This window comes from Amycolatopsis sp. NPDC114504 (genome assembly GCF_055633595.1).
In genome coordinates, this window is the sequence record NZ_JBVKDU010000005.1 from 651664 (window position 1) to 677850 (window position 26187).

Annotated in this window: 25 protein-coding genes and 1 pseudogene; 11 read left to right on the forward strand and 15 right to left on the reverse strand. The window is 72.1% G+C overall.

From position 1 onward, the window contains the following. Positions 1–8: 8 nt before the first annotated feature. Together ACZ7PG_RS39075 and ACZ7PG_RS39080 are read left to right on the forward strand one after the other, a co-directional pair. Positions 9–869 carry a dioxygenase family protein gene (locus ACZ7PG_RS39075; protein ID WP_470244230.1) on the forward strand — a complete coding sequence of 287 codons (861 nt, stop codon included), beginning with the start codon at positions 9–11 and terminating at the stop codon, positions 867–869. Positions 870–876: 7 nt separating this feature from the next. After that, positions 877–1830 (forward strand): quinone oxidoreductase family protein, encoded by a 954-nt coding sequence (locus ACZ7PG_RS39080; protein ID WP_470244231.1) that lies wholly within the window; start codon positions 877–879, stop codon positions 1828–1830. Here the strand turns inward: ACZ7PG_RS39080 and ACZ7PG_RS39085 are convergent. Together ACZ7PG_RS39085 and ACZ7PG_RS39090 are read right to left on the reverse strand one after the other, a co-directional pair. Further along, positions 1827–2360: a carboxymuconolactone decarboxylase family protein gene (locus ACZ7PG_RS39085; RefSeq protein WP_470244232.1), complete on the reverse strand. Its 534-nt coding sequence runs from the start codon at positions 2358–2360 to the stop codon at positions 1827–1829. The genes ACZ7PG_RS39080 and ACZ7PG_RS39085 overlap by 4 nt on opposite strands. Positions 2361–2459: 99 nt before the next feature. After that, positions 2460–4175: a glycosyl hydrolase family 18 protein gene (locus ACZ7PG_RS39090; RefSeq protein ID WP_470244233.1), complete on the reverse strand. Its 1716-nt coding sequence runs from the start codon at positions 4173–4175 to the stop codon at positions 2460–2462. A gap of 286 nt (positions 4176–4461) precedes the next feature. Here ACZ7PG_RS39090 and ACZ7PG_RS39095 point away from each other — a divergent pair, with 286 nt between their 5' ends. From ACZ7PG_RS39095 to ACZ7PG_RS39110, 4 genes are all read left to right on the forward strand, one after another. Further along, the gene (locus ACZ7PG_RS39095; protein ID WP_470244234.1) at positions 4462–7044 is read left to right on the forward strand and encodes an ABC transporter permease; all 2583 of its coding nucleotides are present in this window, start codon (positions 4462–4464) and stop codon (positions 7042–7044) included. Beyond that, complete coding sequence (locus ACZ7PG_RS39100) at positions 7037–7729, forward strand: ABC transporter ATP-binding protein (RefSeq protein WP_470244235.1); 693 nt, start codon at positions 7037–7039, stop codon at positions 7727–7729. The genes ACZ7PG_RS39095 and ACZ7PG_RS39100 overlap by 8 nt, the downstream gene beginning before the upstream one ends. Continuing rightward, the gene (locus ACZ7PG_RS39105) at positions 7726–8412 is read left to right on the forward strand and encodes an ABC transporter ATP-binding protein (RefSeq protein ID WP_470244236.1); all 687 of its coding nucleotides are present in this window, start codon (positions 7726–7728) and stop codon (positions 8410–8412) included. The genes ACZ7PG_RS39100 and ACZ7PG_RS39105 overlap by 4 nt, the downstream gene beginning before the upstream one ends. 85 nt (positions 8413–8497) lie before the next feature. Then, positions 8498–8851 (forward strand): VOC family protein, encoded by a 354-nt coding sequence (locus ACZ7PG_RS39110; protein ID WP_470244237.1) that lies wholly within the window; start codon positions 8498–8500, stop codon positions 8849–8851. Here ACZ7PG_RS39110 and ACZ7PG_RS39115 read toward each other — a convergent pair. Beyond that, positions 8848–9687: an oxidoreductase gene (locus ACZ7PG_RS39115; protein WP_470244238.1), complete on the reverse strand. Its 840-nt coding sequence runs from the start codon at positions 9685–9687 to the stop codon at positions 8848–8850. The two genes, ACZ7PG_RS39110 and ACZ7PG_RS39115, sit on opposite strands and share 4 nt — an antisense overlap. 91 nt (positions 9688–9778) lie before the next feature. On the opposite strand from ACZ7PG_RS39115, the gene ACZ7PG_RS39120 reads away from it, so the two are divergent. The 3 genes from ACZ7PG_RS39120 (at position 9779) to ACZ7PG_RS39130 (ending at position 13156) form a co-directional block, all read left to right on the forward strand. Beyond that, positions 9779–10681: a LysR family transcriptional regulator gene (locus tag ACZ7PG_RS39120; protein WP_470244239.1), complete on the forward strand. Its 903-nt coding sequence runs from the start codon at positions 9779–9781 to the stop codon at positions 10679–10681. Between the two features lie 163 nt (positions 10682–10844). Further along, complete coding sequence (locus ACZ7PG_RS39125) at positions 10845–12029, forward strand: cytochrome P450 (RefSeq protein WP_470244240.1); 1185 nt, start codon at positions 10845–10847, stop codon at positions 12027–12029. Between the two features lie 47 nt (positions 12030–12076). After that, the gene (locus tag ACZ7PG_RS39130; protein ID WP_470244241.1) at positions 12077–13156 is read left to right on the forward strand and encodes a GDSL-type esterase/lipase family protein; all 1080 of its coding nucleotides are present in this window, start codon (positions 12077–12079) and stop codon (positions 13154–13156) included. A gap of 92 nt (positions 13157–13248) precedes the next feature. Here ACZ7PG_RS39130 and ACZ7PG_RS39135 read toward each other — a convergent pair whose 3' ends face one another. Genes ACZ7PG_RS39135 through ACZ7PG_RS39150 form a run of 4 tightly spaced genes read right to left on the reverse strand, consistent with a single transcriptional unit; the run spans position 13249 to position 15400 of the window. After that, positions 13249–13548, reverse strand: coding sequence for a hypothetical protein (locus ACZ7PG_RS39135; protein WP_155544080.1), 300 nt, complete (start codon positions 13546–13548; stop codon positions 13249–13251). Further along, positions 13535–13759 carry a hypothetical protein gene (locus ACZ7PG_RS39140; RefSeq protein ID WP_364623022.1) on the reverse strand — a complete coding sequence of 75 codons (225 nt, stop codon included), beginning with the start codon at positions 13757–13759 and terminating at the stop codon, positions 13535–13537. Before ACZ7PG_RS39140 ends, ACZ7PG_RS39135 begins: the two co-directional genes overlap by 14 nt. Positions 13760–13805: 46 nt before the next feature. Beyond that, on the reverse strand, positions 13806–14261 hold the full coding sequence (locus ACZ7PG_RS39145; RefSeq protein WP_364623019.1) for an Lrp/AsnC family transcriptional regulator: 456 nt from the start codon (positions 14259–14261) through the stop codon (positions 13806–13808). Next, positions 14258–15400 carry a M24 family metallopeptidase gene (locus ACZ7PG_RS39150; protein ID WP_470244242.1) on the reverse strand — a complete coding sequence of 381 codons (1143 nt, stop codon included), beginning with the start codon at positions 15398–15400 and terminating at the stop codon, positions 14258–14260. Before ACZ7PG_RS39150 ends, ACZ7PG_RS39145 begins: the two co-directional genes overlap by 4 nt. Positions 15401–15776: 376 nt before the next feature. On the opposite strand from ACZ7PG_RS39150, the gene ACZ7PG_RS39155 reads away from it, so the two are divergent. After that, entirely contained in the window at positions 15777–16724 is a 948-nt protein-coding gene (locus ACZ7PG_RS39155; protein WP_470244243.1) for a 5'-3' exonuclease, read from the forward strand. 4 nt (positions 16725–16728) lie between these two features. On the opposite strand, the gene ACZ7PG_RS39160 is transcribed toward ACZ7PG_RS39155, so the two are convergent. The 4 genes and pseudogenes from ACZ7PG_RS39160 to ACZ7PG_RS39175 form a co-directional block, all read right to left on the reverse strand. Beyond that, on the reverse strand, positions 16729–17946 hold the full coding sequence (locus ACZ7PG_RS39160) for a GNAT family N-acetyltransferase (RefSeq protein ID WP_470244244.1): 1218 nt from the start codon (positions 17944–17946) through the stop codon (positions 16729–16731). 52 nt (positions 17947–17998) lie between these two features. Continuing rightward, positions 17999–19202, reverse strand: a pseudogene (locus ACZ7PG_RS39165) (GNAT family N-acetyltransferase). A 75-nt stretch (positions 19203–19277) separates the two neighbouring features. Beyond that, positions 19278–20051, reverse strand: a complete 774-nt coding sequence (locus ACZ7PG_RS39170; RefSeq protein ID WP_470244245.1) for a DUF4333 domain-containing protein — start codon at positions 20049–20051, stop codon at positions 19278–19280. A gap of 160 nt (positions 20052–20211) precedes the next feature. Continuing rightward, a complete protein-coding gene (locus tag ACZ7PG_RS39175) occupies positions 20212–22989 on the reverse strand; it encodes a DEAD/DEAH box helicase (RefSeq protein WP_470244246.1) in 2778 nt (925 codons plus the stop codon). 123 nt (positions 22990–23112) lie between these two features. Here ACZ7PG_RS39175 and ACZ7PG_RS39180 point away from each other — a divergent pair, with 123 nt between their 5' ends. Next, the gene (locus ACZ7PG_RS39180) at positions 23113–23676 is read left to right on the forward strand and encodes a hypothetical protein (RefSeq protein ID WP_470244247.1); all 564 of its coding nucleotides are present in this window, start codon (positions 23113–23115) and stop codon (positions 23674–23676) included. Here ACZ7PG_RS39180 and ACZ7PG_RS39185 read toward each other — a convergent pair. The 4 genes from ACZ7PG_RS39185 to ACZ7PG_RS39200 all read right to left on the reverse strand — a co-directional run bounded on the left by ACZ7PG_RS39185 (position 23673) and on the right by ACZ7PG_RS39200 (position 26185). Beyond that, positions 23673–24554, reverse strand: a complete 882-nt coding sequence (locus tag ACZ7PG_RS39185) for a diacylglycerol/lipid kinase family protein (protein ID WP_470244248.1) — start codon at positions 24552–24554, stop codon at positions 23673–23675. The two genes, ACZ7PG_RS39180 and ACZ7PG_RS39185, sit on opposite strands and share 4 nt — an antisense overlap. Further along, a complete protein-coding gene (tatC, locus tag ACZ7PG_RS39190; protein WP_470244249.1) occupies positions 24554–25525 on the reverse strand; it encodes a twin-arginine translocase subunit TatC in 972 nt (323 codons plus the stop codon). Before tatC ends, ACZ7PG_RS39185 begins: the two co-directional genes overlap by 1 nt. 86 nt (positions 25526–25611) lie before the next feature. Continuing rightward, positions 25612–25941 (reverse strand): Sec-independent protein translocase subunit TatA, encoded by a 330-nt coding sequence (gene tatA / locus ACZ7PG_RS39195; RefSeq protein WP_470244250.1) that lies wholly within the window; start codon positions 25939–25941, stop codon positions 25612–25614. Between the two features lie 31 nt (positions 25942–25972). After that, positions 25973–26185 (reverse strand): bacteriophage holin, encoded by a 213-nt coding sequence (locus tag ACZ7PG_RS39200; RefSeq protein WP_470244251.1) that lies wholly within the window; start codon positions 26183–26185, stop codon positions 25973–25975. Between the last annotated feature and the right edge of the window lie 2 nt (positions 26186–26187).

The window sequence follows — 26187 nt, forward strand, 5'->3', positions numbered from 1 at the left end:
GAACGCCGATGCAGCTCGTCACCGAGGACAACATCACCGAGCTCGCCGCGCAACGCTGGTCGAGCGCGCATGACCCGCGCACCGCGCAGGTCATGGCCGCCCTCGTCCGGCACCTGCACGCCTTCGCCCGCGAAGTGCGGCTCAGCGAGACCGAGTGGATGGCCGCCATGCGGTGGCTCACCGAGACGGGGCAGATCAGCGACGAGAAGCGCGAGGAGTTCATCCTCGCCTCCGACGTGCTCGGCCTGAGCATGCTGGTGGTGCAGATGAACCACGCCTTCGACGCGAAGGCGACCCCGGCGACCGTGCTCGGCCCGTTCCACATCGACGGCTCGCCGGAGAAGGAGTTCGGCGGCGACATGTCCGACGGCCTGCCCGGCACGCCGCTCTACGTCACCGGCACCGTCACCGGCCTCGACGGCTCCCCCGTCGGCGGGGCGATCCTCGACGTCTGGCAGGCCGACGAGGAAGGCGCGTACGAGTCGCAGATCCCGGACATCGACGAAGCGCGGCTGCGCGCGAAGTACGCCACCCGCGCCGACGGGACCTACTGCCTGCGCACCATCGCGCCCAAGGGCTACTCGATCCCGATGGACGGCCCGGTCGGCGAACTGATCAGCGGCACCGACATCAGCCACTTCCGCCCGGCGCACGTGCACTTCCTGATCAACGCGGCCGGCTACGAGCCGCTGATCACGCACCTGTTCGAGGAGGGCGCCGAGTACCTCGACAGCGACGTCGTGTTCGGCACCAAGCAGGAGCTGGTCGTCACCTTCGAGCACCGCGACCCCGGGCCGACGCCCGACGGTGGCGAGTCGGCCGAGCCGTGGCTCGAGGCACGGTACGACTTCATCCTCCAGCCCGTCTGACGCGCAGGTGCGCGCGGCGGAGATCCGGACGCCCGGCGAGCCACCCGCGGTGGCGGACCGGGCGGTGCCCGAACCCGGGGCGGGCGAGGTCGCGGTGAGCGTCACCGCCGCGCCGATCACCCCGCTCGACCTGCTCTGCGCGTCCGGCACGTCCTACTTCGGCCGGCCGGGGACGCCGTACGTGCCGGGGGTCCAGGGCGTGGGGGTGCTGACGCGGCCGACGCCGACCGAGCCGGCCGGCACGCCGGTCTGGTTCGCCACGCCCGCCGGTATGCGGCCCGGGGACGGCAGCATGGCCGAGCACGCCGTCGCCGCGCCCGACGATCTCGTCATCCTGCCGCCCGGGGCGGACCACGCGCTCGTGGCGGCGCTCGGGCTGTCGGCGGTGGCGGCGTGGATGTGCCTGACCTGGAAGGGGAACCTCGGCGCGGGCGAGACCGTGCTCGTCCTCGGCGCCGGCGGGATCGTCGGCCAGTCGGCGGTGCAGCTGGCCCGCGTCGCCGGGGCCGGGCACGTCGTCGCGTGCGCGCGGTCCGATGCCGCGCTGGAGCGGGCCCGCCGCCTCGGCGCGGACAGTGTCGTGCGGCTCGCGGCCGAGGACGACGTCGCAAGCCTGGCGGCCCGGCTCGGTGAGGTCCCGGTGGACCTGGTGATCGACCCGGTGGCCGGGATCCCGGCCGCGGCGGCACTGCGCGCCCTGCGCCCCGGCGGGCGGCTGGTGAACCTCGGCGGCGCGGCCGGCGACGAGTTCCCGGTGTCCTCGGCCGTGCTGCGCAGCAAGTCGTTGCACGTCCACGGCTACACGAACAACGAGCTCGACGCCGTCCGCCGCCGCGAAGCGCTCCTGACGGTGGTGGGGCACGCGGTGGCGGGGGCGCTCACGGTCGACTACGAGCGCGTCCCGCTGCGCGACGCGGGTGCGGCGTGGACCCGTCCCGGCCGGGTCGTGCTGGTGCCCTAGCGGCGGTAGCCGTTCTCGACCAGCCGCTTGCCGATCAGGTCGAAGACGGCTTCGTCGTCCGGCACGACCGTGGCCAGGCCGTCGACGTACCGGTTGAACATGCAGAAGGCCGCCGCGATGAGGACCGTGTCGTGCAGTTCGGTGTCGGTCGCGCCCTCCGCGCGGGCGGCCGCGATGAGCTCTTCGGTGACCGCGCGGCCGGTCTCCCGCACGGCGAGCGCGATCCACAGCAGTGCCTTGAGCTTCGCCGACACGGGGGCGTTGTCGATCCCGCCGCGCGTGGCGTCGACGACCGCCCGGCCGCCTTCGATGGTCTGGGCCGCGACGGCGGCGTGGCTGCCGGTGCAGAACCGGCACTCGTTGCCCTGGGACACGACGGTCGCGATCAGCTCGCGCTCCCCGACGGTGAGGGTGCTGGGGCCGCGCAGCAGGACCTCGCCCAGCGCCCCGAGCGGCACCGCGGTCTCCGGCCGGTAGGCGAAGAGCGCCGAAATGCCCGGCAGCTGCGGGTCGAGCGGGATGTGCGGCATCAGGTCCTCCTCGCGGGCGAAAGATCTCCCCGTGAGTCTTTCGGCCGTGGGCGGCCCGGCCAACCTCCACTTTGCTGAACCGGGCCGCCGCCGAACGGATCAGCCGAGGGTGAAGTCGTCGGCGTAGAGGGCACTTTGGCCGTACCAGCCGTGGACGTACACCGTCACCGCACCGGACGCGCCGGTCGTGAACGGCACCGACAGCTGGGTCCAGCCGCTGCTCGAGGTCCACGTGCTGGCGGTCGCGCCGCCCCGGACCCCGACGTAGGCGTAGTTGCCCTGCACCCACGCCTTGAGCGTGTAGGCGTGGTTCGGTGCGAGCGTGACGTTCTGCGCCGCTTCCCCGGTGGCCGAGGACGTGGGCACCACCTGCAGCGCGTGGGTCCCGGAGTGGGCCGGCGACGCCACGATGGCGTCACCCGCGGCGCTCCACGGGCTCAGCGCACCGGTCTCGAACCCGCCGTTGACGACGCCGCCCGCGGGCGGGGTGCCCTTCACGGTGAGGGTGAAGGTGGCGCTGTGGCTCGCGCCGGTCGCGGTGCCGGTGACGGTCAGCGGGTAGACCCCGGGGACCGCCGCCGACGTGGTGCTCACCGACAGCGTCGCGCTGCCGCCCGCGGTGACCGAGCCCGGGCTGACCGACGCCGTGACGCCGGCCGGGGCGCCGGTGACCGACAACGTCACCGGCTGGGCGGACCCGGACGTGACGGCGGTGCTGACCGTCGCGGTGGCCGAGCCGCCCGGGTCGACCGAGGCCGAGGCCGGGTTCGCGGCGAGGGAGAAGTCGTTGCCGGGCACGGTCGTGCCGCCGGTGAACGGTGCGAAGGCGTGGCTGAAGAACCACGTGTCCTGGGCGATGCCGGAGCAGTTGTCCGCGGCGGCGCCGCCGGGACAGCCGCCGTTGTCGCGCTGCAGGGCCCAAAACGAGAGTTCGTTGATGCCCTTCGAGACCGCCCAGTTGTAGACGGTGGCCGCGTCGGCGGTCGTGAACGTCTCGGCCGGGCCGAAGTCGTCGACGCCGATCATCTCGGTGATCCCGACCATCGCCCACAGCTGCGCCTGCGTCTTGCCCGGGTACAGCGCGCCGAGCTGGGAGACGAGCCCGGTGGCCGAGGTCTGGGTGTCGGTGGCCATCTGGTGGGCGGCGTTGTCGTAGTAGTCGAAGGTCATCATGTTCACGACGTCGACGCGGGTGCCGTTGGCGACGGCGTTGCGCAGTACCGCGAGGCCGCTGTCGGCGAGGCCGCGGGTGGTCGTGGGCAGGGTGTAGGAGATCTGCAGCGAGCGCCCGGACGCCGCGGCCCAGTCCTGGACCTTCTTGATGGCCTTGTTGCGGCGGTCGATCCCGGCGGTGTTGGTGAGCGAGTTGTCCTCGATGTCCATGTCGAGGCGCGGGACGTCGTAGGTGGTGATCACCGACTCGTAGGCGGCGGCGATCGAGTCGACGTTGGTGCAGCTGTCGCCGATTTCGGTGCCGGTGTTGTCGGCGGTGTAGCCGCCGAAGGACGGGATGACGTCGCCGCCGCGGGACCGGATCGTGGCGATGTCCGCGCCGAACGTCGAGTTCGCGATCGGCATCCCGGTGTCACCGTTCCAGTAGACGGTGCACGAACCCTTGGTGGCGGCCTGGATGAAGGCCATCGTGAGGTGCTTGGCGCCCGACTGCTGGGCCAGCGCGGCGGGGCTCTCGCCGGTCCAGGCCTCGAAGTACGGCGCGAAGACGTGCGCGGGCAGCGGCGTCGCGGCTTGGGCGGTTCCGGCCGCGGCGACCAGCGTGCCGGCCGAAACCCCAGCCAGGGCAAGTAAAACGGACATTCGGGAGAAAGGTCTGCGTCGACGCATCTGCGCTCCAGTGCCGGCGGGAAGCCGTGCCGCGGCGTAACACGGCGAGAACGCCTTCAGGATTGGATCAGACCAATCCATGCGTCAAGGTCTAGACCACTAAACCGGCCGGATGGCCGCACGGGTTGCTCGTTCCCGAATCCGTGGCCGATGACCGCGTGTGAGCAACAATCGGATACAAAAACGTGCCAACTCCTGCGATCTGCCGGTAGCGTGCGCGTCCATGCGGGTGAAATGGGGGACAATTGGACAGCGCAGAGTGACCAAGCCGTGGCGTGCGGCTCCGAAGGCCGCCCTCTCCAGCCCGCTCACCCTGATCGTCGCCGCGGTGACCTCGCTGCTCGCCTGTTTCCTCGGCACCGCCGCGGTCCTGCAGGCCTCCGCGGCCGGCGGCGCGACGATCGCCTACCAGACCGGCATCACCTGCCCCGACAGCTACGGCCCGGTCTTCGGCAAGGGCAACATCCCCGTCCAGGACATCCCGGCCGTGACCGGCGCGGTCCAGCGCCACGCCGGCGCCCACGGCTTCGGCGCACCGGTCGTCGGCCAGTACACGAACGTCCTGCCCGGCACCCAGTTCAACGGCGACCCGAACTACAAGATCCGCCTCGGCTACCGCGACCAGGCCGGCCTGGACAACCTCGCGCTGCAGCAGGGCACCCGCGCCCCCGGGCTGTGGCTGGGCAACGTCGTCGCCGACGCCGAGCACATCGGCGTCGGCACCCGGCCGAGCATCCAGGGCACCGCGCTGCCCCCGGTCACCGGCATCTACCGCGACCTGCTCGACCCGCCGCCGCGCTGGTGGTGCTCCCAGCAGTCCGGCGCCGTCGTCGACCGGCTCGCCAACGACCCCATCGACTCGATCGTGTTCGCCACCGACGGCAAGACCTTCGCCGACGCGGTCAAGGCGATCGGCCTGCCGAAGATGCAGTACTTCCACATCTCGTTCTACGAACCGGCACCGGCCACCCTCAGCGCCGCCGAAGACCTGCTGCAGCGCTCCCGCGACCTCATCGCCGACGTCCGCGCCGACCTCACCGCCCAAGGACTCGGGAACCTCGTCGCCACCGACGTCCCGACGTTCGACCGCTCGGTGCAGATCGCCCGCCAGGCCCAGGACAACGTGTTCGTCTCCATCCTGCCGCTCGCGCTGATCAGCGTCCTGGTCGGCTGCGCCGGCCTCGGCACCGTCGCCCTGCAGTGGTACCAGCGCCGCCACGCGCAGCTACGGCTGCTCTCCGCCCGCGGCAGCGGCCCCGGCGCCCTCGGCGGCCTCGCCGTCGCCGAACTCGGCCTGCCGATCCTGCTCGGCGGCGCGCTCGGCGCGGTCGCCGCCCGGCTGCTGCTCGGCGTCTACGGCCCACCCGGCGCACCCGACCCCGAGGCCGAGCTGAACGCCGGCATCGTCGCGGCCGGCGTACTCGTCGTGTCGCTCGCGCTGCTGGCCCTGGTCGTCGCCGTGCGAGCGCACCGGGAGTTCGAACTCGGCCGCGTCCGCCGCGCCGGCAACCGGATGCGGCTGCTCGGGTACTTCCCGTGGGAGCTCGCCACCGCGGGCATGGCCTGGCTCGGCTGGACCCGCCTCGCCCACTACAGCACCGGCTCCCGCCTCGGAAATCCATTACCCCAGGTCGACCCGCTGGCCCTGACCTACCCGGTGTTCGTCGTGCTGACCGTCGGCCTGCTGACCGCGCGGCTGGCCTGGCTGGCCCTGCACGCCTCCCACCGGGCCCGGCTCTGGTCACGCCCCGCCCTGCAGCTGGCGATCCGGCGGCTGGCCGGCGCCCGCGCCCCGGTCACCGGCGTCCTGGTCATCGGCACCCTCGCCATCGGCACGCTCGCCACTGGGATCGGCATCGCCAACGGCCAGGAAGCCGCGCTCGACACCAAGTCGGCGATCTTCGTCGGCGGCAACGCCCGCCTCGACACCGACAGCCCCATCGGCATGGGCACCGTCGCGATGCCCGCCGCACTGGCGCACAACAGCACCGTCGTCGGCGAGCTGACCGGCACCGGCAGCGTCGTCCTCGTCGTCGACCCCGCCACGTTCACCCGGGGCGCCACCGCCGGCGACGTCCCGGCCGGCGACCTCGACGGGCTCCTGCGGCAGATCTCGCAACCGGACCCCAAGGGCACCCCCGTCATCCGCGTCGGCCACACCGCCAAGCAGAGCGCCCAATTGCCCGACGGCCTCCGCGACGCCGTCACCGTCGCCGACCTCCCGGTGTTCCCGATGATCGGCACCTCACCCGGCTACGTCGTCTCCCGCACCGCGCTCGACCACGGACAGCTCGACCGGGTCCCGAAGTGGAGCGTCCTGACCGGCGCGTCGATGGCCGACGCGACCGCCGCGCTGCGCACCGCCGGCGTCTTCATCCCCAACCGCATCGACCGCGAAACCGCACTCGACGGCCTGCCGTTCTTCGTCGTGTCCTGGACGTTCTCCTTCGTCGCACTGCTCGGCGCGGTCCTCGGCGTCGTGGCGATCCTCGCGCTGCTCGTCGCCGTCGAAGTCCGCCGCCGCCAGAACGCCCTGGCCGGAGCGCTCGTGCTGCGGATGGGCATGCGGCCGCGGACCCTGCTCGCGAGCCACCTGATGGAACTGGGCGCCCTCAGCGGCCTCGCGATCGTCGTCGGCGTGGTCTGCGGCATCTCGGTCGCCGGCCTCTCGGTCCCCCGGTTCGACCCCGCGACCTTCCTCGCGCCCCGCTCCGAGCTCCCCGACCCCCTGCCGTTCGTGCTGACCGTGCTGGTCGTCGGCGTGCTCGTGGTGGCACTGGCCGGCTGGATCGCGATGCGCTCGGTGCGCACCGCCCGGACCGCGGAGCTGATCCGTGCCTGACAAACCGATCTTCACCCTCCGCGGCATCGGCGTCGACTACCCGACCCCCGCCGGCGTCGTCACCGGCGTCGACGACGTCAGCTTCGACGTCCCCGCCCGGGGCATGACCGTCTTCGCCGGACCGTCCGGCTCCGGCAAGTCGACGCTGCTGCGCGTGCTCGGCCTGTTCGAACAACCCGCCCGCGGCACGCTGACCTTCCAGGGCGCCGACGTCCGCAAGCTCAAGCACCGCGAACGACGCGCCCTGCGACGCCACCACCTCGGACTGGTGTTCCAAAGCCCGTCCGACAACCTGCTCGCCTACCTGAGCGTCGCCGACAACCTCCGCGCCGCGGCCGAAGCCGCCGGCACCGACTGCAACCCCGACGACATCCTCGGCCAGCTCGGCCTCCACGGCACCGGCGACTGGAAGATCGCCGCGCTCTCGGGCGGCCAGCAGCAACGCCTGGCCTTCGGCTGCGTCCTCGCCGCGCGCTCCACGGTGATCCTCGCCGACGAACCCACGTCCCAGCTCGACGAAGCCTCCGCCGACCTCGTCCTGGACACCCTGCAGTACCTGGTGGACCAGGACTTCGCGGTCCTGGTCGCCTCCCACGACGAACGCCTCATCGACCTCGGCGCCCGCGTCGCCCGGCTGCACAAGGGCACGCTCGAAGGCGTCGAAGAACGGGAGCCGCAGCGATGACCGCGGAAGCCGCGCCGTCCATGCTGGAAGCCGTCGGGCTGCGCCGCAGCTTCGCCCACCCCAGCGGCGACATCGAAGTGCTGCGCGGCCTCGAACTGCGCGTCGGCGCCGGCGAGCTCGTCACCGTCTCCGGCCGCTCCGGCTCCGGCAAAAGCGCCCTGCTGGCCCTGCTGTGCGGGTTCGACTCCCCCGACTCCGGCTGCGTCCTGCTCGACGGCGTCCCCATCAGCGGCGCCCCGCCCTGGCACACCTGCGCCGTGCTGCCGCAGGCACTCGGGCTGGCCAACGAACTCACGATCGCCGAAAACGTCGCCCTGCCCCTGCGGCTGCGCTCCGACATACCCCGCCCGGCCCCCGCCGCGATCCAGTCCCGCGTCACCGAACTCCTCGACGACCTCGGCATCGGCGAACTCGGCGACCGCTACCCCCTCGAAGTGTCGTTCGGCCAGCAGCAACGCGTCGCCCTCGCCCGCGCCGTCGCCGGCCGGCCCCGCATCCTGCTCACCGACGAACCGACCGCCCACCTCGACGCGGGCAGCACCCCCCGGGTCCTGAAGCTCCTGCGCCGCTGCGCGTCCGAAGGCGCCGCCGTCATCGTCGCCACCCACGACGACGAGGTCCACCGCATCGCCGACCGCCGCGTCCGCCTCCTCGACGGCGTCCTCACCGCCCTGCTCGACTAACCGATCAGGAATCGAGAAGCGCAGGTCAGCGGCTCACCATAACGTCATGGACGTACCGCAGACCACGACTTCAGGAGCACCGAAGATGAGCACCCAGGGGATCAAGACCGTTCTCCACCCCGTCACCGACCTCGCCGCCGCCAAGGCCGTCTACACCGCCCTGCTCGGCACCGAACCCCAGGCCGACGCGCCCTACTACGTCGGCTACGACGTCGAAGGCCAGCACATCGGCCTCGTCCCGAACGGCGCCCAGCAGGGCATGACCGGCCCGGTGACCTACTGGCACGTCACCGACATCGAAGCCAAGCTCGCCGACGTCACCGCCGCCGGCGCCAAGATCAAGGACGAGCCCAAGGACGTCGGCAACGGCCGCCTGGTCGCCACCTTCACCGACGCCGACGGCAACGTCCTCGGCGTGCTGCAGGACCCGCAGAACTAGTCCAGCGCCGTCGCCCGGCTGACCTCCTCCCAGGCCGCCAGGTCCGCCGCGAGCGCCTCGTGCTGAGCCCGGATCGCCGCCACGGCATCCGCGCCCAGCGCGAGGTGCAACGGCGCGCCCTCGCTGCCGACCGCCCGCACGATCGCCGCGGCCGCCTTGGCCGGGTCGCCCGGCTGCGTGCCGTCCATCGACTCGACCGCGTCCCGCGTACCCGACGTCGACACCGCGTACGCGTCGATCGTGCGGGAACGGTGCATCCGGCCACCACCGAACTCCGTCCGGAACGCGCCCGGCTCCACGATCAGCACCTTCACCCCGAACGGCGCGACCTCCACCGCCAGCGCCTCCGAAATACCCTCCAGCGCGTACTTCGTCGCGCAGTAGGCGCCGTAACCCGGCATCGACAGCTGCCCGCCCATCGAGCTGATCTGCACCACCGTGCCGCTGCCCTGCGCCCGCAGGTGCGGCAGCACCGCCTTGGTCACCGCCACCGCCCCGAAGAACATCACCTCCATCAGCGCGCGCAGCTCCTCCAGCGTGAGCTCCTCGACCGCGCCGACCGAGCCGTTGCCCGCGTTGTTCACCACGACGTCGATCCGGCCGAACTCCTCCAGCGCCGTCTTCACCGCGGCATCGACCTGCCCGGCATCGGTGACGTCCAGCGCCGCGGTCCGGACCCGGTCCCCGCCACGCTCCCGCAGGCCGGACAGGGTTTCCGGCCGCCGCGCGGTGGCCAGCACCCGGTCACCCGCGGCCAGTGCGGCCAGCGCGATCTCCCGGCCGAACCCGGCCGAGCAGCCGGTGATCAGCCAGACGCGGCCGTCGGTGTTCGTCATCTGTTCCTCCCAGTGGATTCCCCTCCATCCTGGGGATGCGCACGACCACGCCGCCAACACCGATCCCCTGCCGCGGCTACAGTCCCAGCCTGTGACCCCCGAGCTCCGGCAGCTGCGCTACTTCGTCGCCGTCGCCGACGAAACCAGCTTCACCCGCGCCGCCACCGGCCTCCACATCGCCCAGCAGTCCCTCTCCCAGCAGATCACCGTCCTCGAACGCACCCTCGGCGCCCGGCTCTTCGACCGCGACACCCGCGGAACCCGCCTCACCGCCGTCGGCGAGCTCTTCCTGCCGGAAGCCCGCGCCGTCCTCGCCCGCGCCGACGCCGCCGTCGCGACACTCGGACGCGCGATCCGCGGCGAAATCGGCACCGCCCGGCTCGCCTTCCTCACCAGCACGGCCAACTACCTGCTGCCCCCGGTCGTCCGCGCCGTGCGCGCACGGTTCCCCGACCTCGAAGTGACCACCGCCGAAGCCTCGATCGCCGAACTCGTCGACGGCCTGCGCGAACGCCGCTTCGACCTCGCCTTCACCCGCCCACCCCTGGTCCCCGGCCTCGCGTCACGCACCCTGCTCACCGAAGAAGTGTGCGCCGTCCTCCCCACCGGCCACCCCCTCGCCGGACGCGCGTCGCTCAAGCTCGCGGACCTCGCCGGAGAACCCTGGGTCCTGACCCCACGCGGCAGCTGGGAACCCTGGCACCGCAGCTACGACGCCGACTTCGCCGCCGCCGGCTTCACCCCGCACGTCGTCCAGCGAGCCACCACCGTGCAAGGACTGCTCGGCCTCGTCGCAGCCGGCATCGGCGTCACCCGGCTGACCCGCTCCTCCCACAGCCTCCGGCGCAGCGGCGTCGCGTTCGTACCCCTGGAAAACGACATCGCCCGCACCGAACTGGTGTGGGTACCCGACCACGACAACCCCGCCATCCCGGTGATCGCCGACGTCGCCCTCGAACTGGCGGCGACGTCCGACCTGACCGAAGCAGGCTGAATCGTCCCGTTGACATCCAAAGTTGATCGACAAGCCCATTTCGTTGACGAATAAGATCACCTTTTCTTGTTGACGCCCAACCAGGAACGCCAATAGCGTGGTCAATGTCAACGAATGAATGCATTCATTCTGGGGAAATCGGTTTCAGCGAAGGAGCCGCGGGATGAGCTCGCCCGAAGTCCGCCCACCATCCTTGGAAGACGGCGGAGCCGCGCTGTTCGCGTGGGTCGACCAGATGCGCGAGAACCACCCGGTCATCGCCGACGACGACGACACCTGGCACGTATTCCGGCACGCCGACGTCCGCCGCATTTTCACCGACCACCAGACATTCTCCTCCGACCCCGGACTCCTCCTCCCGGACACCGCCGAAGCCGTCCGCGGCAATATGGCGGCCGTCGACCCACCCGTCCACCACCGGCTGCGAAAACTCGTCAGCAAAGCCTTCACCCCCAAAGTCGTCGCCGACCTCGAACCCCGGATCGTCACCGCCACCGACACCCTCATCACCGAAATGGCGGAACACGACGACCCCGACCTCATCCGCGACCTCGCCTACGCACTCCCCGTCGTCGTCATCGGCGACCTCATCGGCATCCCACCCGAAGACCGCACCCTCTACCGCGGCTGGGCCGACGCCCTGCTCTCCGGCGGCGCCCCCCAAGAAGACGGCACCTCCCTCACCGAAGTCATGGAGACCTACCTCGCCGCCCTCCTCGCCCAACGCCGCCGCGACCCCGAAGACGACCTCTTCAGCGCACTCGCCCACGCCGAAGTCGACGGCGAACGCCTCGCCGACCACGAAGTCCTCAACTTCGCCTCGCTCCTGCTCGCCGCCGGCCACATCACCACCACCATGATGCTCGGCAACACCGTGCTCTCCCTGCACGAATTCCCCGACGCCGCCGCGGCCGTCCGCCGCGACCACAGCCTCGTCCCCAGCCTCCTCGAAGAAGTCACCCGCCACCGGCCACCGATCATGCGCCTCCTGCGCATCAGCACCACCGACGTCGAACTCGGCGGCGTCACCATCCCCGCCAAGTCGATGGTCACCCCCTGGGTCCTCGGCGCCAACCGCGACCCCCGCCACCACACCCGCCCGACCGAGTTCGACCCCCGCCCCCGCAAGGAAACCAACCTCGCCTTCGGCGGCGGCGTCCACTTCTGCCTCGGCGCACCCCTCGCCCGCCTCGAAGGACGAGTCGTCTTCGAACAGCTCCTCGACCGCTTCGCCGACATCCGCGTCCGCGACGGCGTCCAGATCGGCTACCCCTCACCGATGATCTTCGGAGTCCGCGAACTCCCGGTCGACCTCGTCCCCCACCACGCCGCCCGGCGCTCGGCGTGACCGGTGACGCACACCCGTCCGACCACTGATCCGTAGACTCGACGACGATGCGACGTCTTCGGTGGTACTGGGGAGCCTTGGTCCTCGCGTGCGTGGCCCTGCTGGCCGGCCTCTTCGTCTTCTTCGGCTCCGAAAGCAAGAACGGACAACCACAACCACGGCAAGGCCCACCGGGCACCGGCCCGCTCACCATCGTCGCCATGGGCGACAGCACCGTCTCCGGCGAAGGCGCCGGCCAGTACACCGCCACCACCAACGGCCAGGGCGGCAACTGGTGCCACCGCTCCCCCAACGCCTTCGTCGACAAGATCACCGCACCCGGCATCACCGCCCACGTCAACCTCGCCTGCTCCGGCGCACCCGCCGAACAGGTCGCCCTCGGCGACGTCAAGCAGTGGACCGAGCCCTCACAAGCACAGCAGCTCGCCGCACTCGTCAAGGACCACCGCGTCGCCGCCGTCGTGATCGCCGTCGGCGCCAACGACGAACCCAAGTTCTCCAACCAGGTCACCGACTGCTTCAAAGCCTGGTTCAACCCCGGCGGCCCGCCGTGCAGCACCGCACTGAAGCAGACCTGGCAGTCCAAAGTGGACGCCATGGTCCCGAAGGTCGCCACCGCCGTCGCCGACGTGAAGAAGGTGCTCGCCGCTGCCGACTACGTCCCCGCGGACTACCAGCTCATCCTGCAGTCCTACGCCGCCCCGATCGGACCGGACCTGCCCGAGGACCTCCGCACCCTCAACGGCTGCCCGTTCCGCGTCGAAGACCTCCAATGGATCTCCCAAACCGGCATCGGAGTGCTCTCCGCCGGCCTCAAGGCCGCCGCCCAGCAGACCGGCGCGCGGTTCCTCGACCTCGCGAAGGCCGGCGTCAAGCACGAGGCGTGCAGCGGCGGCGCCAACCCGGCGACGGAATGGTTCACGCGCCTGACGCTCCAGCTGGCCGACCTCGCGCAGGCCGACCGGGCGGGCCACGCGCTGCAGGAGTCGTTCCACCCCAACGCGGCCGGCCACGCGGCGATCGCCAACTGCCTGACGGAGTTCATCGCCGCCCGCGACGGCAACGCGTCCTGCCTCGCGGGCGCGGACGGCAAGCTGCACGCGGCCCCGGAGGTCGTCGCCCGCTGACCCCCTTGCTCTTTGCGGGCTTTGGGGGTGACGCGTGCGCTCACGGGACCGGTGTCTTTCACCATCGCCGGGCGGTATAGGCCGTTATACACTCAAAGATCGAGGGCGGCCCGCAGGGCGATGTCGATGCGCTCCTGGACGTCGAAGTCGATCTCGGCGATCCGCTCGTCGAACCACGGCCGGTAGAGCCGGGTGAGGTTGAGCGTCGACACCCAGTACCGGGCGTCGATCGCGACGCCGAGGATGTCCTGCGGGTCGCGTTCCAGGAGTTCGGTGCCGAGCAGCCAGGGGCGCTCGGACTCGTTCACCCCGTCCGAGGACAGCAGAACGACCGTGCGCTGCCGGGCCGGTTCGGTCGGGGGGTGGTACGTCCAGACTTCACCCCTGCGCACGCAGATCCTTCTCCGCCGCCGCGCGCTCGGCCTCGTCGAACTCCGCGACGGCCGGCTCCGGCTTCTGCGGGGTGTAACCCGTGCGAACCGCCTCGCGCCTGGCCGCCTTCGACAGCCAGGACGAGACCGAGATCCCGTGTGCTTTCGCGGCGCGTTCGGCGAAGTCCAAGGCGCCGCTGTCCAGCGAAAGAGTGACCTTACGTGTTGCCATACCTTTTACCGTACCAGTGCCCCGGTCGTCGGGCGGACCACCGGGGTCAGAACGTCGGCGAACGTCCCTCGAACGGCGTAGAGAGCACGACCGTCGTGCGGGTCGACACCTTCGCCGCCTCCCGGATCCGGCGCAGCAGGTCCTCCAGGGCCAGCGGCGACTGGACGCGCACCAGCAGGATGTAGGACTCGTCGCCGGCCACGGAGTAGCACGACTCGATCTCCTTGATGTGCTGGATCCGCTGCGGGTAGTCGTCCGGCGCCCCCGGGTCGTTCGGCGTCAGCGAGATCAGCGCCGTCAGCGGCAGGCCGATCTGCTCGCCGTCGAGCCGCGCGGTGTAGCCGAGGATGACCCCGCGCTGCTCGAGGCGGCGCACCCGCTGGTGCACCGCCGACACCGACAGCCCGACCCGCTCGGCGAGGTCGGTGAAGCTGCGCCGCCCGTCGGCCGCGAGCTCCTGGACGATCGACTGGTCCAGCGGCTCCAGGCCGCCGGGTGTCATGCGTTCAGCACGACGAGCTCGTGCGGCTGGTTGTTGACCGACTCGACACCGTCGGCGGTGACGATCACGATGTCCTCGATCCGGGCGCCCCAGCGGCCCGGCTGGTAGATGCCCGGCTCGACGCTGAAGGCCATGCCCGGCTCCAGCGGCAGCGCGTTCCCGGCGATGATGTACGGCTCCTCGTGCACGTCCAGGCCGATGCCGTGGCCGGTGCGGTGGATGAAGTACTCGCCGAACCCGGCCTCGGCGATGACGTCGCGCGCGGCCGCGTCGACGGCTTCGGCGGTGACGCCCGGCTTGACCGCGGCCACCGCGGCGGCCTGGGCGCGCTGCAGCACTGCGTAGGTCTCGGCGACGTCGGCGTCGCGCGGGGTGCCGACGGCGTAGGTGCGGGTGGAGTCGGAGTTGTAGCCGGCGGGCAGCGGGCCCCCGATGTCGACGACCACGACGTCACCCTTTTCGATGACGCGGTCGGAGACGTCGTGGTGCGGGCTCGCGCCGTTCGGGCCGGAGCCGACGATGACGAAGTCGGCCTGGACGTGGCCCTCCTCGACGATGGCCGCGGCGATGTCAGCGCCGACCTCGGCCTCGGTGCGACCGGGCCGCAGCCACTCGTGGACGCGGGCGTGCACGCGGTCGATGGCCGCGCCGGCGTCGCGCAGGGAGGCGATCTCGGCGGCGTCCTTGCGCATCCGCAGCTCCCGCACGACCGGGCCGGCCAGCGTCTGCTCGGCCGTCCCGAGGGCAGCCCGCAGGGCCAGGACGTGCAGCGCCGGGGTGAAGTCGCTGACCGCGACGCGGCCGGGTTTCCCGAGCCGGTCCGCGACGAGCGCGTACGGGTCGTCGCCGTCCACCCAGGTGAGCAGCTCGACACCGAGCTCGTCGGTGGGGACGTCGGCGTAGCCGGGCGCTTCCAGCTTCGGCACGACGAGCGCGGGCGTGCCGTCGGCCGGGACGACGAGGGTGGTGAGCCGCTCGAACGAGCCGCCGGCCTGGCCGAGGAGGTAGCGCAGGTCGGAGCCGGGCGCGATCAGAAGGGCGTCGGTGTCCGCGGCGGCCGCGGCGGAGCGGGCGCGGTCCAGGCGCGCCCGGAGGGCGGCAGCGTCGGGGGCGGGCGTGTGGAGGGAACGGCGCGACATGAGGGCGAGCCTAGTGGGGCGGCCCGGGTGGCCGGACCGCCCGGGCCCGCGACATGCCGGTCCGAGTGACGCCGCTCCCCCATGGCAACCGGTGCCCGGGCGGCTCGCTCGCAGCGCCGGGCCCGCTCCCCCGGCAGCTCGCGCCGCCCACGCAGCGCCGGCCCGCCACACGCCCGACGGCGCCACCGCCCCGCCCCCTCGGTCCGCCGGCCCGCTCCTCCAGGCCGCATCCCGCGAAACCCGCTCGCCCGCCGCGTCGTTCCGACCCCCGCTCCCCCGGGCCGCAGGCCGCCGAGCCGGGGGCGCGCGTCTCCCGCAGTGCCGCGCGTGCGCGTGGCTCGCCCCCGGTGCGCGCCGGGCGTGGCAGGCTGTGCGGGTGACCGGACCCCTTGCCCTGCTCGACTCCGCGAGCCTGTACTTCCGTTCGTTCTACGCCCTGCCCGACTCGATGAAGGCCGCCGACGGGACGCAGGTCAACGCCGTGCGCGGGTTCGCCGACACGATCGCGCGGATCCTCACCGACCGGCACCCGGCCCGGCTCGTGTGCTGCCTCGACGCCGACTGGCGGCCGAAGTTCCGCACCGACCTGCTGCCCAGCTACAAGGCGCACCGGGTGGCCGAAGAAACCGCCAGCGCGAGTCCCGACGTCGAAGAGGTGCCCGACACCCTCACCCCGCAGGTCCCGATCATCCTCGACCTCCTCGAGGCGTTCGGGTTCGCCACCGCGGAAGCCGCCGGTTACGAGGCCGACGACGTCATCGGCGCCCTCGCCACCCGCGAGACGAAGGACCCGGTCGAGGTCATCACCGGCGACCGGGACCTGTTCCAGCTGGTGCGCACCGAGCCGACGCCCGCGTCGGTGATCTACGTCGGCAAGGGCTGGGCCAAGGCGGAAGTCCTCGGCCCGGCCGAGATCGCCGAGCGCTACAGCCTCCCCCGCGAGACCGCCGGGCCGGCGTACGCGGACATGTCCATGATGCGCGGCGACCCGTCCGACGGGCTGCCCGGCGTCGCCGGCATCGGCGAGAAGACCGCGGCGAAGCTGATCACGCAGTTCGGCAGCCTCGACGCGCTCCTGGAGGCGTCGGCCGCCAGCGATCCCCGCGTCCCGCTCAAGACGCGGCTCCGCCTGGCCGACGCCGCCGACTACCTCGCCGTCGCGCCGACCGTGGTCCGGGTCGCCGTCGACGCGCCGGTCGAGCAGTCCCGCCCCGACACCGTGCCCGCGACGCCCGCCGACCCGGACCGCGTGGCCGAGCTGGCCGAGCGGTGGAACCTCGGCAACTCCGTCGAGCGGCTGCTCAAGGCCCTGCCCGGCGCCTGACCTCCTAGAAGTGCGTGCCGCACCACGGGGCGGTGACCGTGGTGAACAGCTCGTCCGCCCGCTCGAGCGCGGCCGGGTCGTGCGCGGTGATCCGCCCGGCCGCCGCCAGCGCGGTCGCACTCCACTGCCCGAGGTAGAGCATGCCGAGGCTGTCGATGTCGAGGGCCAGGTCGGCCGCGGCGTCCGTGCGGCTCGTGCCGTCGGAGGTGACCTCGTAGTGCCCGGTGTTGGCCGGCAGCTGCCGGTCGGTCACCGCCAGCACCACGGGGCCGGCCGCCCGGTAGGTGCGCGCGCTGAGCGCGACGGCCACGTCGACCACACGCAGCCACAGGTCGTCCTCGACGTCGGTGGTGCGGGCGTGCCGGTGGTCGGCCAGCAGCGCGGCGAGCGGCTCGTCGACCGGGCGGTAGCGCGCCCGCACCCCGGACACGAGGTCGATCGACAGCAGGAACCGCCACAGCGCGGCCCGAGCCACCGGGTCCGCGGTGTGCAGCTCCCGGACCTTCAGCACGACCCCCTCGTCGGGCGAGTCCAGGGTGCGGCGGTCGACCGTGTCGTACAGGACGAACCCGTCGTCGCCGTCGGGTCCACTGTGGACGGCCACGAGGTGGCTGCCCTTCGGCCCGACGAGGCGGTCGTGCGCGATCGGCCACCACTCGGCGGGCCGGCCGATCATCCCGGCCCGGTGCAGCCCGATCCGCTCGTACAGCCCGGGAATCTCCGTCAACGCCTCCTCGGGCGTCAGCATCCGGACGTCACCGCCCACCGGGACGCGGTCGTGGAGCCGGGCCGCTGGCCTGGGCAGCCACACGGTCTTGCCGAGCGCGGCCGAGCCGTAGCCGAACCGGCCGTAGATGGTGGGTTCGCTGGCGTGCAGGGCGGCCAGCGGGATCCCGCGCGCGACGAAGTCCGCCAGCTGCACCGCCATCATCGCGGTGAGCACCCCGCGGCGGGTGCGGTCGGCGCGGACCCCGATGCCGTCGACCGCCCCGAGCGGCAGGACGGCCCCGCCGGGTACCGCGATATCGGTGTCGTAGGAGCTGGCGATCCCGATCGGGGTACCGCCGTCGAACGCGCCGAACTTGTGCGCCGCGGGCCACGAATCCCCGTACTGCGCCCAGGATTCGTCGCTGATCCGGCTGGTGTGCAGCGAGCGGCCCAGCAGGTCGAGCGTGCCGCGGCGCTCGTCCTCGGTCACGGGGCGGACGTCGAAGTCGGTCATCCCGCCGATCTTGCCGTCCGGCCCCGCTCACGGCATCCCGATTTCCGGCGGCTCAGAAGTGCGTGCCGCTCCACGCCGCCACCCGCGTCCCGAAGAGCACATCGGCGCTCGCCAGTGCGTCCTGGTCACGGACCTCGATCCGGCCCGCCCCGGCCAGCGCGGACGGCCGCCACGTGCCGAAGTAGGCCATCGCGAGGGTGGTGACGTCGAGGCGCAGCGCGGCGGCCTCACCGGTGCGCTCGGCGCCGCCGGGACCGATCCGGTACGTGCCGCTGTTGGCCGGCAGCACCGGGTCTTCGACCTCGACGACGACCGGCGCGGCGTTCCCGTACTCGCGGGCGGCCAGCGCCTTCGGGACGTCGACGAGCCGGATCCAGTGCTCGTCGCCGACGCGGTCGACCGTGCTCTGCCGGTGGTCGTCGAGGATCAGCTCGATCGGCTCGTCGAGCGGCCGGGCCTCCGCGACGATCCGGTCGACCAGGTCGATGCCCAGCAGGAACCGCCACAGCCCGGCGTACGCGGCCGGCGTGCCGGCGAACAGGTCCACCAGGTGCAGGTTCTTCGTCCACGGATGTGCTTGCAGGCCCTCGACGAAGTACGTCGCGAAGCCGTCCGGCCCGTCGGGCCCGTGGTGCACGAGAGCCCGGACCGGCTGGGTGCTGCGGCGGGCGTGGTTCTCGTAGAGCCGCCACATCACCTCCGGCCGCGACATCCGCCCGGGGCGGCCCGCCAGGCTCTCGTAGACGCCGGGACAGACCTCCAGCGCCTCGTCCAGCTCGAGCAGCCGGACCTCCCCCGCCACCGGCACCTCCGGCGCCAGCCGCGCGCGATGCCGGTCGACGCTGTAGGTGCGGTGCCGCAGGGCCAGCCCGTAGCCGAACCGGCCGTAGATCCGCGCTTCCGACGCGAGCAGGCTCGCGAACACCACGTCGCGCGCGGTGAAGTCCTCCAGCTGCGCCGCCATCAACGCCCGCAGCACGCCCCGCCGCGTCCGGTCCGCGCGGACCGCGACCCCGGTGACCCCGGCCATCGGCAGCCGCGCCCCGCCCGGGACCGTCAGCTCGGCGTCGAAGGACCGCGCGGTCCCGATGAGCCCCGGGGTCGAACGCCCCGAGCGTCCGGCCCGGCTGGTACGCGCGCGCCGCCCGCTCCCAGTCGGCGTCGTCGCTCGGCGGCACGTGCAGGCTCGCCCGGAAGAGGTCACTCGCCCCGCGGATCTCGTCGTCGCGCAGCGTCCGGATCTCGAAGTCGCTCATCCCCGGATCATCTCCGGAAACGACGAGGTCCGGCCACCGCAATTCCGCGGCGACCGGACCTCGTGCACACCCGCGCTACTTCGTGGCGGGCGGCGAAACCTCGTAGTTTCCGCCGTCACCCTTCACCGTGATCGGGATCTGCTGCGGCTTGCCCGCGATGGTCGCGGTGCACTCGAACTTCGCCCCGTCCTCGACCTTCTGCTCGGCCGGGCAGGTGACGCCGGTCACACCTTCGATCTTGTAGGTCTCGGTGAGCAGCTTCTGGACGTCGGTCTGCATCTGGGTGTTGTTGAAGACCTGCGTCTTGAAGAAGCCGGGCGCCACGAAACCGAGGATGCCGACGACGGCCACCACCACGACCAGCACCACGATGCCGATCAGCAGGCCCTTCTTCGACTTCGCCGGCTGCTCCCCTTCCGGCGCGCCCTGGCCGGGGAACTGCTGTTGCTGCTGGCCGTAGTCGTACTGGCCCTGCGGCTGCTGCTGGCCGTACTGCGGCTGCTGCTGGGGCCCGCTCTGCGGGTACGCCCCGCCCGGCTGCTGCCCGTACTGCGGCTGGGCCTGCGGGCCGCTCTGGGGGTAGCCACCGCCGGGCTGCTGGCCGTAGGGCGGCGGCTGCTGACCCCACTGCGGCTGCTGCGGCGGCGTGTACCCCCCGGGCTGCTGGCCGTACTGCGGTTGCTGGGGCTGCTGACCACCCCACTGCGGCTGCTGCTGGTTCGGGTCGTACGAAGGCGGCTGCTGGCCCCACTGCGGCTGCTCCTGCGGGCCGCTCGGCGGGTACGCGCCGCCCGGCTGCTGCCCGTACTGGGGCTGCTGTGGGTCGTTGCCGCCATACGGCGTGCTCATCTTCTGCCTCCGCCTGCTTCGCTCATCTAGCTGTCCACCCCGAAACCGCCGTGGTGTCGCGTACACACGGTCTTGCAGGCGATCCAACCACAGGTCGGAGCCGAGCACACGTGTCCACGCCCACCACCTGCCCCAGGCCGGAGCAGGCCTAACACGGAGTTCACGCGGCGCCCGCGGCGACGACACCCCGCCGCAGCGCCTTCACCGCGTCGGCCGCCGCCGCACCCACCGGATCGCTCTTGCCGAGCACGTCGCGGATCTGGTCGAGCAGGTCGATGACCTGCCGCGACCAGCGCACGAAGTCACCCGCCGACAGCTCCTGCCCGTTCGCCTCGGCCGCCGTGAGCACCTTCTCCAGCGACTCGCCGCGCGCCCAGCGGTAGACCGGCCACGCGAACCCGGCGTCGGGCTCCCGGGTGCGGTCGAGCCGGTGCCGCCGCTCGTCCTCGGTGAGGTCCACCCACAGCTTCACCGTCTCCTGCCACGCCTCGGGCACCGCACCACCGGGCAGCCGCGGCTCCCCCGCGGTGTCCCGGCGGGCCTCGAAGACCAGCGTCGAAACGACCGCCGCCAGCTCGGCCGGGCCCAGCCCCTGCCACACGCCGTGGCGGATGCACTCCGCGGCCAGCAGGTCGGACTCGCTGTAGAGCCGGGTCAGGCGCCGGCCGTGCTCGGTGACGCGGTCCTCGCCGTCGCCCGCCGACTCCGGCCCCAGATAGCCGCGCTCGCCCAGCAGCGCCAGGATCCGGTCGAACGCCCGCGCCAGCGAGTGCGTCGTCGCGGCGACCTTCCGCTCCAGCTGCTGGGTTTCCGTCGACAGCCGTTCGTACCGCTCGACCCAGCGGAGGTTCGCCTCGCGCTCGGCCAGCCCGTGGCACGGGTGTGCCCGCAACGCCCGCCGCAGCGCCGCCAGCTCACCGTCCTCGTTCGCCCCGGACCGCCGCTTCTGCCTGCCGGGCAACGAAATCCCGGCGTTGCGCAGCGTCGAAGCGATGTCCCGGCGCGTCTTCGGCGACCGCAGCTCGATGTGCTTGGGCAGCTTGATGTGCCCCAGCGCCTCCACCGGCGCCGGGAAGTCGGCCACCGACAACGGCCCCGACCACCGGTCCTCGGTCACCACGACCGGACGCGGCTCGCGGATCGGGTCCAGCCCCGGGTCGACGACCACGGCCAGCCCGGCCCGCCGGCCCGCCGGCACCGCGATCACGTCACCCTTCCGGAGCTTCTCCAGCGACTCGGCCGTCCCGGCGCGGCGGACGGCGGTGTTCTGCCGCGACAACGCCTTCTCCCGCGTCGAAATCTTCGACCGCAGCTCCACGTACTCGAGCACTTCGGCGAAGTCCCCGGTCACGGCCTTCGCGTAGCCCTTCAGGGCTTCCTTGTTCCGCTCGATCCGGCGGGCCGTGCCGACCACCGACCGGTCGGCCTGGAACTGCGCGAACGACTGTTCCAGCAGCTCACGCGCGTCCGCCGCGCCGACCTGGGCGACCAGGTTCACCGCCATGTTGTAGCCGGGCCGGAACGACGACCGCAGCGGGTAGGTCCGCGTCGAAGCCAGCCCGGCGACCTGCTTCGGGTCGACCCCCGGCTGCCACGCGACCACGGCGTGGCCCTCGACGTCGATACCGCGCCGCCCGGCCCGGCCGGTCAGCTGCGTGTACTCCCCCGGCGTCAGGTCGACGTGCGCCTCGCCGTTGTACTTGACCAGCCGTTCCAGCACGACGGTCCGAGCCGGCATGTTGATCCCGAGCGCGAGGGTCTCGGTGGCGAACACCGCCTTCACCAGGCCCCGGACGAACAGCTCCTCGACCGTCTCCTTGAACGCCGGCAGCAACCCGGCGTGGTGCCCCGCGATGCCGCGTTCGAGCGCCTCGCGCCACTCCCAGTAGCCGAGCACACCCAGGTCGCTCTCGGGCAGCCCGGACGTGCGCTCCTCGATGATCCGGCGGATCTCCTCGACCTCGCCCGGCCCGTTGAGCCGCAGACCCGACCGGACGCACTGCGCCACCGCGGCGTCACAGCCGGCGCGCGAGAAGATGAACACGATCGCCGGCAGCAGCCCCGCCCGGTCCAGCTGCTCCACGACCTCCACCCGCGACGGCGGCCGGAACCGCGGCATCCGCGGCGAGCCCCGCCGGGACCCGCGCGGCCCGTGGAACCCGGCGGGCGCGTATTGGCGGCCGATCTCCTCGGTGCGGCGCAGCAGGGTCGGGTTGATCCGCAGCTCGGCCCCCGGCGCGTGGACGTCCTCGCCGGCGAACAGGTCGAGCAGCCGGTTCCCGACGAGCATGTGCTGCCAGAGCGGCACCGGCCGGTGCTCGTCGACGACGACGGCCGTGTCCCCGCGGACCTCGACCAGCCACTCGCCGAACTCCTCGGCGTTGCTGACCGTGGCCGACAGCCCGACGACGCGGACGTGCTCGGGCAGGTGCAGGATCACCTCTTCCCACACCGCCCCGCGGAACCGGTCGGCCAGGTAGTGGACCTCGTCCATGACCACGTAGCCGAGGTCGGTGATCGTCGACGAACCCGCGTAGAGCATGTTGCGCAGCACCTCGGTGGTCATCACGACCACCTGCGCGTTGCCGTTGATCGACGAGTCGCCGGTGAGCAGGCCGACGGCGTCCGGGCCGTACCGGGCGACCAGATCGCCGTACTTCTGGTTCGACAGCGCCTTGATGGGCGTCGTGTAGAAGCACTTGCGGCCTTCGGCCAGCGCCAGGTGCACGGCGAACTCGCCGACGACGGTCTTGCCCGCCCCGGTCGGCGCGCAGACGAGCACACCGTGACCGCCTTCGAGGGCCTCGCACCCGCGGATCTGGAACTCGTCGAACTCGAAGGCCGACTCCGCGGCGAAGCGCGTCAGCTGGGGGTACTTCCCTCGACGCGAGGAGGCCGCATAGGCCTCGGCCGGGGACTGAGAAGGGCTATTGGCCACCTCGTCAGGGTTTCACATCCCCCCGGCGGTCCGCACGCCGCGTGACCGACGCCGAAGTCCGCCCGGGCGTATAGGTCGTTATACACAGGGAACCGGCCCGGGCGTGGTGGCGTCGGAGGCTGCATGACCGAACCGTGTCCGGGCTGCGGGCAGCTGGACCAGGTGCAGCACGTGCCCGCCGTCTACCAGGGCGGGCACTCGTTCTTCCGCGGGCGGGGGCCGACGGTGGCGGTGCCCGCCGGGGACGGGGTCGTCTACACGAGCAGCCAGGTCAGCGGGGTTTCGGTGTCGGCGGTGGCCCGGTCGCTGGATCCCTTTCCTCCCCCGCGCCGGAGCGGCGGCCTGGTGGCGGCGGTGCTCGCACTGGCGCTGGTCGGGAGCTGCTTCCTTGCGTTGCCGCTTTCGTCGCTGGACGATCCGCCGCCGGGTGGGGTGCTGGGGTTCGCGGTGATCTCGTTGCCCGCGTTGTGCGTGTACGTCGCCGCGGGTGTGGTGATCTGGCTGTACGTCCGCCGGATCCGGGCGCACCGGCGGGAGCGACGCGGGGTGCCGGCCGCGACGCAGCTGTGGGAGCAGGGCTGGTTCTGCCACCGCTGCGGCGGGGTCTACTTCACCGACGCGGGCCGGCTGCTGACGCCGGCGCACTTCCGGCAGCTGGTGGCGCGGGCCGGCGGCTACGAGCGTTAGGCCAGGATCGTCAGCGCGCCCGGAACGCAGCTGACCGTCACCGGCACGGTCCCCTGCGGCTCACCGTCGGCGTAGGCCGGCCAGCTGTTGCCCGTCAGGGAGACCGACCGGGCGCGCAGGGTGCGGACCGCCGGGTGCGTGAGGTGCTTGCCGGTGCGCAGGCCCGGCAGCATGCCGATGAGGCCGCGCCGGGTCATGGCCCCGACGATCGTCACGTCGAAGACGCCGTCCTCGGGGTCGGCGGTCGGGCAGACCGGGACGCCGCCGCCGTAGAAGCGGGTGTTGCCGATCGCCACCAGGGTCGCGTCGAGCTCGAGGCGTTCGGTGCCGGTGTCGACCACCACCGGGCGGGAGCGGAACGCCGCCAGCTCGGCGAGGATCGCGGCGTCGTAGCGGCGCGGCCCGGACGGCCAGCGCATCCGGTTGGCGCGTTCGTTGACGGCGGCGTCGAAGCCCGCGCACAGCACGGTCGCGAACCACGTCTCGCCGACGCGGCCGAGGTCGATGCGCCGCCGGGCACCCGACTTCAGCGCCGCCACCAGCGCGTCGACCGCCGGCAGCGGCTCGCCGGGGACGCCGAGGGCGCGGGCGAAGTCGTTGCCGGTGCCCGCCGGGACCAGGCCGAGCGCGACGTCGTGGTTCGCGCAGAACTGGACGCCTTGGTGGGCCGCGCCGTCGCCGCCGAGGACTATCAGGACGTCGAGGCCGGCGTCGTGGGAGGTCCGCATCAGCTCGCGGGACTCTTCGACGGAGTTGGCGACGAGCACGTCGAGGCGGTCGACGGCGCCGCGCAGCCGCTCGGCGACGGTGTCCGCGATGCGAGCGGCGGTGCCGTGCCCCGAAGCCGGGTGCACGGCCAGCGCGGCGTGGATCCCCACTACGTGATGTCGTCGGTCGCCGAGCGGCCGCCGGACGCGGTCGGGGCGGCCGGCTCGTCGTCGATCTTGCTCGGCGTGTACTCGAACGGCGCGGCTTCGTCGTCGTCGAGCTGGTCCCAGCCCTCGTCGTGGCGCAGCCGGTCCTTCTTGCGGTCGTGGATGCGGGCGAGCTGGATCGACAGCTCGAACAGCACCGTCAGCGCGCCCGCCAGGCCCAGCATCGAGAACGGGTCCGAGCCGGGGGTGACGAAGGCGGCGAAGACGAACAGGGCGAACACGATGCCCCGGCGCCACTTCTTCAGCTGCCGGTACTTGACCACGCCGACGCGGTTGAGCATCACCACGAGCAGCGGGAGCTCGAAGCTGATCCCGAAGATGATCAGCAGCGACAACAGGAACGAGATGTACTTGTCCGCGGTGAGCGCGGTGACGAACGCGTCCTGGCCGAAGCCCATCAGCAGCTGCAGGGCGTGCGGGAAGAGGATGTAGGCGAGCACGGCGCCGCCGGCGAACAGCACCGACGCGAACCCGACGAACGTCAGCGCGTACTTGCGTTCCTTGGAGTACAGGCCCGGGGCGATGAACGCCCAGACCTGGTAGAGCCAGACCGGCGAGAGGAGCACGGCACCGGCCGCGATGCCGACCTTCAGCTGCGTCATGAAGGCTTCGAACGGGACGGTCTGCAGAAGCCGGCATCCCTCGGCGCTGTCGAGGCGCCGGTTCGGCGGGATGGCGCAGTACGGGTCCTTGACGAGGTCGCCGAGCGACGGGATCGGGCCGACCTTGGTGCCGAACCACAGGAACCCGATGATGCCGCCGATCACCACGGCGAGCATCGCGAAGGCCAGGCGACGGCGGAACTCGTAGATGTGCTCGATGAGCGTCATCGTGCCGTCGGGGTTCTTGCGACGGCTGCGCTTGCGCCGCTTCGACACGCGGCTGGTGCCGTTACCGGAGGCGGGTTCCGCCACGGGATGTTCCGTTCTCGTCGGAGTCCGCCGGAGCGCGCCGAGCCGGCGCGCTCCGTGGACCAGGGACCGGGTGTGGCTTCAGCCGCTCAGCTGGCGTTCTTCTGCGGCTGGTCGGCGGCCTGCTGCTTCTTCAGCTCGTCGAGCTGCCGCTGCAGGTCGGCGACCTGCTGGTCGGTCGCGACGGTCGGCGGGACCGCGGGGGCGGCCGTGGCCGGGATCTGCTTCGTCTCGACCGGCTCGGCGTCCTCGTGCGAGGTGCTCTTGTCACCCGCGAGGTCCTTGGTCTCGGCCTTGAAGATCTTCATGGACTTGCCGATCGACCGGGCCGCATCGGGAAGCCGCTTGGCCCCGAACAGCAGCACGACGAGCAGCACCAAGATGATCAAATGCCATCCTTGCAATCCGTTGGCGAACAAGATGGCCTCCTATCTGCGTCTGGTAGGGATGTTACTGGTTTTCCGGTTTCCGGCGGCGCTCCGCGAAGGCGACGCGCAACGCTGCCGACCGGGCGCGGATGAGCCCCGCCCGGTCCTGGGTGTTCGTAGCCACCATGCTTGCGGTCTGCTTGAAACCACGCAAGACCTTGGCGGTCCGCACCAGCAGGACGACGAGCAGCAGCAGGCCGATCGCGACGAGCACGACGGTGGGCAGGTACGGCACGT

Excerpts from the sequence above, each read along its gene's own strand:
- ACZ7PG_RS39075 (WP_470244230.1), top strand. The coding sequence starts at position 9 with ATGCAGCTCGTCACCGAGGACAACATCACCGAGCTCGCCGCGCAACGC.
- ACZ7PG_RS39085 (WP_470244232.1), bottom strand. The coding sequence starts at position 2,360 with ATGCCGCACATCCCGCTCGACCCGCAGCTGCCGGGCATTTCGGCGCTC.
- ACZ7PG_RS39090 (WP_470244233.1), bottom strand. The coding sequence starts at position 4,175 with ATGTCCGTTTTACTTGCCCTGGCTGGGGTTTCGGCCGGCACGCTGGTC.
- ACZ7PG_RS39105 (WP_470244236.1), top strand. The coding sequence starts at position 7,726 with ATGACCGCGGAAGCCGCGCCGTCCATGCTGGAAGCCGTCGGGCTGCGC.
- ACZ7PG_RS39110 (WP_470244237.1), top strand. The coding sequence starts at position 8,498 with ATGAGCACCCAGGGGATCAAGACCGTTCTCCACCCCGTCACCGACCTC.
- ACZ7PG_RS39115 (WP_470244238.1), bottom strand. The coding sequence starts at position 9,687 with ATGACGAACACCGACGGCCGCGTCTGGCTGATCACCGGCTGCTCGGCC.
- ACZ7PG_RS39125 (WP_470244240.1), top strand. The coding sequence starts at position 10,845 with ATGAGCTCGCCCGAAGTCCGCCCACCATCCTTGGAAGACGGCGGAGCC.
- ACZ7PG_RS39130 (WP_470244241.1), top strand. The coding sequence starts at position 12,077 with ATGCGACGTCTTCGGTGGTACTGGGGAGCCTTGGTCCTCGCGTGCGTG.
- ACZ7PG_RS39140 (WP_364623022.1), bottom strand. The coding sequence starts at position 13,759 with ATGGCAACACGTAAGGTCACTCTTTCGCTGGACAGCGGCGCCTTGGAC.
- ACZ7PG_RS39145 (WP_364623019.1), bottom strand. The coding sequence starts at position 14,261 with ATGACACCCGGCGGCCTGGAGCCGCTGGACCAGTCGATCGTCCAGGAG.
- ACZ7PG_RS39150 (WP_470244242.1), bottom strand. The coding sequence starts at position 15,400 with ATGTCGCGCCGTTCCCTCCACACGCCCGCCCCCGACGCTGCCGCCCTC.
- ACZ7PG_RS39160 (WP_470244244.1), bottom strand. The coding sequence starts at position 17,946 with ATGACCGACTTCGACGTCCGCCCCGTGACCGAGGACGAGCGCCGCGGC.
- ACZ7PG_RS39170 (WP_470244245.1), bottom strand. The coding sequence starts at position 20,051 with ATGAGCACGCCGTATGGCGGCAACGACCCACAGCAGCCCCAGTACGGG.
- ACZ7PG_RS39180 (WP_470244247.1), top strand. The coding sequence starts at position 23,113 with ATGACCGAACCGTGTCCGGGCTGCGGGCAGCTGGACCAGGTGCAGCAC.